Below are 7,007 nucleotides of genomic sequence, written 5' to 3'. Positions count from 1 at the left end.
GGCACTGCCTTGTCCTAATAAATCAATAACAATATTCTTAATTCATTGGCATTGGACTTTAGTCCCGAATATGACGAGGCTAAAGCCATCGGTTCCTAGTTTTGTTTAAATATAGAGTTAAGTCTCCATCAGCTCAATAATAAAACTACAACCATCACTATCCGTAACAACACTAAGCTTCCCACCCATCTCATTTTCGATAATAGTTTTTGAGATATAAAGCCCAATTCCATCACTATCCTGTTTGGTACTAAAATATGGTTCAAATATCCTGTCTATATGCTCTTTTGCAATACCCCCACCATTATCGGTGATGGTTATCTTGGGTCTGTCTATGGTTATCTCTATCTTTGGATTCTCTACTTTTCTCTCTATTAGTATATCTTTAGCATTATTTACTATATTCAAGATGACCTGTTGGAACTCATTACTATTTGCGTAGAATGAGAAGTTCTCTTTTATCTCTATATCTATTTTTATCTTTGCAGGTTCCAAAGTTGGAGAGAGTATTTTCAGAGTAGTTCTGCATGACTCCTCTATATCAAATTTGTTTTTCTCTTTGGATGGATTATAGAAGTTTCTAAAATTCTCTATGGTCGTTGACATATATTGGAGTTGTTCATTTGCCTCTTTTATCGTTAGCAAGGCATCTTCATCGTTGTTGCAACTTCTTTTTATATGCATAAATGAGAATGATAAAAAGTTTAGAGGTTGTCGCCACTGATGTGCTATGATAGAAATCATCTCTCCCATACTTGCCAATCTGGACTGTTGTAACAAAAGGGTCTGTTGCTTCTTCTGCTCGTTCTCTACGAGTTTAAATTTATAAGATAGAGCAAAAGAGATAAGAGTTGATTCTAGTGCAAAAGCGATATGCAGAAGAGGATAAGCACTAGAATTGCCACCATCTGTGAAAAGAGGATAGAGAAACTTAATAATAGTTACAAGAAGTACTACATACCAACCAATACTTAAAAAATAAAAAGGAATATCTTTTTTCTCTATAAGTCTATGAGCCTCTGATAGAATTAACAGTACCCATATGAAACTAGGTACAAATTTTACAATAATAGCATGGTCAAATATAAGTGTAAATATAAGGTCAAATATAGCGATATATATCACAATTTTTATAAGTTTGTTTATCTTCTCTATGTTGTAAAGATTTAAAAAACTTTGTAAAAATAGTAGTGAGAATATCAGTGCAAAGACCTGAGAGATATCAATATAGAAGAGAGTTGCTTCAAAGTTATATATATTGTGAAATGGTTGGATAAATAGAGCTTCCATATTTATCATAAGAGCAACAATTGAAAACTGTGCCAATGCGTAATATAGATAGTGTTTGTTGTGAATGTAAAAATAAAATGCAAGATTGTATATTCCTGCACCTGCAACTATGCCTAAACTAAAGATAGCAATTATAAATGCCATCTCATCATAGATATAGAAGTTGATATTTTCTGGAAGAAACTGCTCCTCATAGAAAAAGCCAATAATGACTGCTAAATATATAAGTACAACTGCTAATTTTATCTTTACAACTCTATCCATGAAGGTGTATCCTGTAGCCACATTTTGAGATATTCTCTATCCTATCTTTTCCAACTAGTTTACGGACATCACGCATCAAAGAGCGAAGAGCATTGGAACTCATAAATTTATCGTACCAAACAAAGTTCTCTATCTCCTCATAAGAGACAATTCGTCCTCTATTTCTGATAAGAATAGTGAGTAGTTTATGTTGAGACTCTGTTAGCGTTATTATCTTATCATTATGCAGTAGAGTATGGTTAAAAGTATCGTATTTATACTCATTTGTGATATATACAATTGTTGGATTTTGAGTTCTTATCTGTTCAAAACAGGTATTAATCGCCTCAAAGAGAGGCTCCTCCTCCATCGGTTTTACTAAATATTTTATTAGATTAAGTGAAACAGCTTCTAGTAGATACTCTGTACTAGTATATGCCGTTGTTATTATAATAGGTGTTGTCTTATCTTTTTTCCTAATATTTTTACAGAGGGTTAACCCATCCATATTTGGCATCTCTATATCAGTTATAATCATATCTGGTTTTTTATCTCTATATATCTCCAGTGCCTCTACCCCATCACTTGCTTGATAGACCTCTGCAAAGTACGGACGGAGGTATGATATAGCTATACGACGGATAAATGCTTCATCTTCAACATATAAAAGCTTGTAACTTGACTTCTTTAACATTTGCTCTCTCTCTCTACACTTTTTCTACATTTTTTTATTATATCTTGCTTATACTATAGTAGTATATAAATTATTTATTTAACCTTATGCTTAATTTTCTGTGCTATGATTAGTAAACTATAAAGAGGCTTTTATGATGAGATATATGATTTTTATATTAGTATTGTTTTTTATCGCAGGGTGTGGGATGTCAGGTAGCACATCAACAGATAGCTCTAAATATACTCTAACAGACGATACTGTCGCAAATACAGATTTGAATATAACAGATGATTCAACTCTAATTGCAACAACGGATAGTGAAGAGAGAGAAGAGACAATTTTACCTCAAACTTTCAGTATAGCCTTTCCTTCTATACTGAAGAAAGAGTCTGTTGAAGATAATACAACTATAAAAGACGAATCTAATAACAGTATAACTCAAATAGATGAAAATAACCAAACGGCTGATTCTAATATCTCTGTTGAAAATAATCAAACGAATGATTTTAACGCCTCTTCTGAAAATAATCAGACAGTTGATTCTAATACCTCTGCTGAAAATAATGAGACAGTAGAGTATTGTGATATATTAGATAGTAATGAAACCATAGAGAACAACCAAACTAGCAGTGAAAAAGAGAATATTGCTTATGATAGTTTAAAAGATAAAATCGAAAAAATAGAGCGAGTTATAAAAATTTCTCAGGTTAATTTAACGGTTTTAGAAAAGGCGATGCCTCAAATTTTAGACAACTGTGGAGGTATAGATTTTAATACCACATGCCCATTTGAAGAGAATCAACTCTCTGTAGTAATGGATAATAAGACAATAGTTCAAATCTCATCAATAATTGAGGATAATAATATAACTTTTCCAGATATAAATGAGAGTGGGGTCTCTTTGGGAGAGGTTATCTATAGAAAATATAGTGATGATACTCTATACCAGTATGGTTTGGAACATAATATGAGTTCAAAAAAACTAGAAGATGATACAAATAGTAGCAAAAAAGAGCAATATACTTTTAAATGGTCAGATAGTAGTGGAGATACTCTTACTCAGTACAGTTATGAAGATAACAATACATACTCTAAAGTATCTATACACTATCTATTGGGAGAGGATGATAAAGAGCTTATGCATGTTACATTTGAAGAAGATTGCACTCTTTTAGGAAAAAAAGAGACCATGAACTTAACACTTGTTAAGAGAGGAGATGAGAATGGTTCATTTAGCATAACTTCTGATAGTATAGAAGAGTTTACAGATGGCAATGAGACCAATGTGAGTAGATTTTCATCCAATGGAGATATATCAGAGGACTCCTCTTTATTACTATTTTCGGGTAGTGTATCAAGTGAAAACAATAGTACAGAGGTCGAGACAACTACTGTTCTTGAAGATAATCGTGTAAGGTGTGATGCCCAAAATAGTGAGGAGCCAGATATTAAACTCTACGAACTTAATATTACAGGAGCCAATTTAGAGAATGGAGAGTATCTTATTTTTGCTCCTGAGACAGTAGTTGAGGAGATGAACTCACTAGAGATTTATGAACAGAGTATCGGTTCATTCAGGGTAGATGGAGATGAAATCCAAGGTGGGCTTCGTGGTGATAGTTATGAAAATATATTAGATAAGTTGATAATTATAAGATTAATAGAGTCACAAGAGTCCACAGATATGTTTAAAATTGTACTTAATGAGGATAGACCGACCTTAGAAATTGTAAAATATTGATTTTTTTTTACTTTTTTTTTGAAAATAGTAGTTTCTATATTTTCTTTACATCTTTTTAAGATATACTAATAAATATAGATACTGAATAAAAGAGGGAATCTAGTATTTAAAGTATGAAGCTCATGATTACTTTCAGTTGTATGGGGTAATCATGAACTTTGTGCTTTGCATAAAACATAATCCTATTAATTTATGGTTTATTGCTAAGTTCCTTCTTCTATTTGGTAAGATTCAAATCTGCTACTTCATTGCGAACAGCATACATAAACCTATCTCCTGGGTCACTCTTTTTAGTTCGATACCCTTTGTCGAGTTCAAGCCAAAGCTCTGTCCCTTCTAACTCTCTATACTCATGATGCCCTATTAGATGTGTAATAGTAGGATACTTCTCTTTGAGATATCGTACAAGCTTTATATTTGCCTCTAACTGTGCAGGGGTCAAATCATCTTTTTTATTCCCTTCTCCACCCACATTCTCTACCCCTATACTAGAGTAGTTTAGTCCAATAACATGCCGTGCCATCCAATTATCAGGCATAAGTCTATAGATAGTACCATCTCTATCTATCAAAAAATGTGCAGATACATTCAATGGACTTGCTTTAACTATATCTTTTCTGCCTCTAAGTTTCTGAGGATTTAAAAATTTAAAAGATTTATCAAGAGTCATAATAGCTGTCCAGTGCAGAACAATTATTCTTGGAGTCATCTCAATAGTCTCAACCTCAAAGCCATAATGTTTCTGGATATACTCTTTTGTCATATCTATTCGCTCTTTTTTAAATATAATCGGTTTATCTATAATTTTTATAGGTTCTATCTCTATATTGTGCAAATTTGGTGTAGATACTATCTCTATATTGGTGCTTTGAGTTGGGGGAGGAGTATAGACTACTTCTATGCTATTATCTTTTGCACACGCAGTTGTTAGTAGGGCTGTAGTTGTTAATATGAGTAGTTGTTTTTTCATTTTTTTTCTTTAAATTTTTTTTTGAATTTTTTTTCGATTATACTCTTTTGGGCTTAAATGTGAATTCAAGCTTACTGTTTTTTGAGTAAATATCTATTTTCACTACAAAAGAGTATAATAGAAATCTTTCAAAACTAGGAACCGATGGCTTCAGCCTCATCTCTCCAACTCATCCATAATAAAATCAGCAATCTTTGCAGAGATTAAATCAAGTCTTGGCTCTAGCCACTCCACCTGTTCATTACAAGTTATCTCTCCAAGCTCCAACACCAAAAATCCCTTCTCACTGTTGACTAGACTAAATCCATAGTAGTCAGATAGATTCTTTGTAAAGTTATCTTTATGCCATTTGAATGGAAAGTATCCTCTATAGATACTTTTCCATCTGTGTGCAAGTCTCTTTGATTTTGGATGATTTATATCATAACCGATAGATGCACCAGTAGAACATGCTCTGTTTGCACCATCAAAATGTATAGATATTGCAATTCTCGTATTAGCAAAAGGGATATCCGCACCTACTCTGGTTACATCAATATCATGCTTTTTTAGCTCTCTCTCTATCTCTTCTGTTACGAGAATATTCCAATCCACCTCTCTATATTTCCCATTAACAGAACCAATATTACCTGTTGTTCTCCCCTCATGACCAGCTTGAAGTAGCACGGTCGTGTTTACAACTTGGTTGTTATATATAGCCACTATTAGTAGTATAAACAATCCACCTATTAAAAAACCAAATAGTTTTCTCAATATTTTCCCTTTTTATTTATAAATCAAGTATTTTTTTCGTATCTCTCTAAACTCATTTAAGCCATTTTTCCAAGACTTTTTAATCTCTTCAGGACTCATTCCTGCTTTTATCTGTTTTTGTAACTTGTTACTACCTGCCAATTTGTCAAAAAAGTTGTTTTTCAGAAAAAATCTTTTTTTATTAGGATAGTTTTTATAGGCATCTATCAAATAGCTCAAATCAATCTCTCCACTTAAATCCATAAGTGTTGACCTCAAATCAACACCATAGCAGGTTTTGTGTTGATGTTTAGGATATTTTGCTCCCTCCATAGAGACAGGTCTAAATGTAAACTCTCTTTTTTTATACTTTGGGTCACCATATATCTGAAACTGCATATCTGTACCACGACCAACAGAAAATGTGGTTCCCTCAAAAAATGCTAGTGATGGATAGAGATAGATAGATAGTTCGTTTGGCAGATTTGGAGATGGTTTTATGGGGAGATAATAGAATTTATCATGAGTGTAGTTCTGTAGAGGTATAACTTTCAAGTCTGCTTGAAGATTACCTTTTAACCAACCCTCACCATTTATCATCTTCCCATACTCACCTATGGTCATCCCATAGAGAATTGGAACAGGATGAAGACCTACAAATGATTTATAGTTGAAATTAAGAATCTCACCATCTATCCTATTGGCATTTGGATTTGGTCTATCTAGTACAATAACAGGGATACCATTCTCCGCCCCCGCCTCCATAACATAGTGTAGAGTAGAGAGATAGGTGTAGAAACGAACCCCTACATCTTGAATATCAAAAACAATAATATCTACATCTTTTAAATCTTTTTTTGTCGGTTTTTTATGTTTTCCATAGAGTGAAATAAGAGGCAAATTAGTAGCACTATCTCTCCCACTCTTAACCTTTTCACCAGCATCTGCATTGCCTCTAAACCCATGTTCAGGAGCAAATATTTTTTTGATATTTACTCTCTCTCGCAGAAGTCTATCAACAAGATGCTCACCCTCAACTATTGAGGATTGGTTGACAACAAGTGCAACCCTTTTTGATTTTAACAGAGGCAGATACTCTACATAACTCTCTGCACCCATCACTATATCTGCTTTTTGAAGAGGTATCTCCTCTACATAGTTCTCTGCCTCTACTATACCTATAAGAAGTATAAATATTATAATAAATTTTTTCATAGTTAAACTGTTCTTTCACTATCACTATTACGAATTTTAAGCATACCTTCCATGCTCAAATAGCTGTTCAATGCACCGATATAGGCTCTGGCACTCGCCAACATGGTATCTATATTCAAGCCATGCCCAATAATCGCAGG

6 protein-coding genes are annotated in these 7,007 nt (G+C 33.3%); 1 reads left to right on the top strand and 5 read right to left on the bottom strand.

The genetic code is table 11. The annotated features are described in order from the left end of the window. Positions 1 to 117: 117 nt before the first annotated feature. A complete protein-coding gene (locus GSY74_RS08050; protein WP_164664591.1) occupies positions 118 to 1,554 on the bottom strand; it encodes a sensor histidine kinase in 1,437 nt (478 codons plus the stop codon). Further along, positions 1,547 to 2,227 carry a response regulator transcription factor gene (locus GSY74_RS08045; protein ID WP_164664590.1) on the bottom strand — a complete coding sequence of 227 codons (681 nt, stop codon included), beginning with the start codon at positions 2,225 to 2,227 and terminating at the stop codon, positions 1,547 to 1,549. Before GSY74_RS08045 ends, GSY74_RS08050 begins: the two co-directional genes overlap by 8 nt. A gap of 133 nt (positions 2,228 to 2,360) precedes the next feature. Between GSY74_RS08045 and GSY74_RS08040 the strand changes: the two genes are divergently transcribed. Beyond that, on the top strand, positions 2,361 to 3,950 hold the full coding sequence (locus GSY74_RS08040; protein ID WP_164664589.1) for a hypothetical protein: 1,590 nt from the start codon (positions 2,361 to 2,363) through the stop codon (positions 3,948 to 3,950). Between the two features lie 217 nt (positions 3,951 to 4,167). Here the strand turns inward: GSY74_RS08040 and GSY74_RS08035 are convergent, their stop codons facing one another. From GSY74_RS08035 to GSY74_RS08025, 3 genes are all read right to left on the bottom strand, one after another. Beyond that, positions 4,168 to 4,920: an N-acetylmuramoyl-L-alanine amidase gene (locus GSY74_RS08035; protein WP_164664588.1), complete on the bottom strand. Its 753-nt coding sequence runs from the start codon at positions 4,918 to 4,920 to the stop codon at positions 4,168 to 4,170. 156 nt (positions 4,921 to 5,076) lie between these two features. Beyond that, positions 5,077 to 5,673: an N-acetylmuramoyl-L-alanine amidase gene (locus tag GSY74_RS08030; protein WP_164664587.1), complete on the bottom strand. Its 597-nt coding sequence runs from the start codon at positions 5,671 to 5,673 to the stop codon at positions 5,077 to 5,079. Positions 5,674 to 5,685: 12 nt separating this feature from the next. Next, positions 5,686 to 6,867 carry an exo-beta-N-acetylmuramidase NamZ domain-containing protein gene (locus GSY74_RS08025; protein WP_164664586.1) on the bottom strand — a complete coding sequence of 394 codons (1,182 nt, stop codon included), beginning with the start codon at positions 6,865 to 6,867 and terminating at the stop codon, positions 5,686 to 5,688. Positions 6,868 to 7,007 lie beyond the last annotated feature (140 nt).

It is taken from the genome of Sulfurovum sp. bin170 (assembly GCF_010892395.1).
Lineage (GTDB): Bacteria > Campylobacterota > Campylobacteria > Campylobacterales > Sulfurovaceae > UBA1140.
The sequence above is the reverse complement of the archived record's forward strand: the minus strand, read 5'-3'. Positions and strand labels throughout refer to the sequence as shown.